This window comes from Methylobacterium sp. WL7 (assembly GCF_008040085.1).
Taxonomy (GTDB): Bacteria; Pseudomonadota; Alphaproteobacteria; order Rhizobiales; family Beijerinckiaceae; genus Methylobacterium; species Methylobacterium mesophilicum.
The window spans coordinates 1-1,156 of the sequence record NZ_VRVG01000317.1 but is presented as its reverse complement, the minus strand read 5'-3'; the positions used below and the strand labels follow the sequence as shown (position 1 = coordinate 1,156).

Sequence of the window (1,156 nt, the reverse complement as noted above, 5' to 3'; positions counted from 1 at the left end):
CGATCGCTTGAAGGGGATCAGGCGGTCTGAGTGACGATGGCTCTGAGGTAGTCGTGGTTCCAAGCGGCGGCTTTTCTGCGGGTCTTGAGGCTGTCCGTGTCGGATGCGGTGCGGATGAGGTTCATGGCCATGTGCTTGATGGTGGCCATGTTGTGAGGCCCGTTGGCGGTGCGCAGGCGCATGAGATCGTCATGGAAGACGACATCGAGCACCCAGTGGAGCCGGTTCTCGATGCCCCAGTGAGCGCGCACGGCACGGGCGAACAGCTTGGCGTCGAGGGGGAGCGAGGACAGGAAGTAGCGCCGCTCGACCGAAGTCGTGTCGCCGCGTCCGACCGTTGCCTCGACCATGGCGATGGCCTCGAGGCCGGGGAAGCGCGGCGCGCCGGGATAGCGGCGATCCGCGGTGAGCCAAGCGACGTCGTGGCAGACGACATGGCGGCGGATCTCGCTGCGGCCGTGGCCGAGATCGATGGTCTCGTGGCTGTCGAGGCGGGCCTGCCCGGGGTCTGCGAAGAACAGGCGCACGTCCTCGGCGAGCACGGGCCAGTTGTGTTTGAGCGCGAGGAGATAGTCGGCGCCCTTGTCGAGGATGGTCTGGGCGATGGCGGTCTGCGTGCCCATGGCGTCGATCGTCACCAGGGCGCCGGTCAACTGCAGCCGCTCCAGCAGCAGCGGGATCGCCACGATCTCGTTGGCCTTCTCACCCACGGCCTCCTGGCCCAGCACCAGGCGCTGGCGCGTGGCCCAGGCCGAGACGACATGGAGCGGATGGCCGCCCTTGGCGCGGGCGCGACGCGAACTCTTGCCATCGATCGCGACGATGTCGGGCTCGGTCTCGCGCAGGGCCTCGACCCAGGCGGCAAAGCACGCCGAGAACAGGCCTGGATCGAGGGCGTTCAGAACGTCGTTGAGGGTGTCGTGCGACGGGATGCCATGTCGGAACGGCAGCATCGTGCGCAGGAATTCCAGCTTCTCCCGGCCCCAGCGTCGGATCTCGACGAAGTCCTCGGCCGAGGCCAGGGTCGCGCACAGGACCAGCAACATGATCTCCGGCAGCGGGTAGACCACCTTCCAACTCTGGCGCGGGTCTTCCAACGCCGAAAAATGCTCCACCAGTGCCTTGCCTGACATCGGATGCCTCACCAGACCGAGGC

General features: G+C 66.9%; 1 protein-coding gene. It reads right to left on the bottom strand.

Annotation, left to right across the window (positions count from 1 at the left end; all coding sequences use genetic code 11):
• Positions 1–17 precede the first annotated feature (17 nt).
• On the bottom strand, positions 18–1,133 hold the full coding sequence (locus tag FV233_RS29510) for an ISAs1 family transposase (protein WP_147857791.1): 1,116 nt from the start codon (positions 1,131–1,133) through the stop codon (positions 18–20).
• Positions 1,134–1,156: the final 23 nt, after the last annotated feature.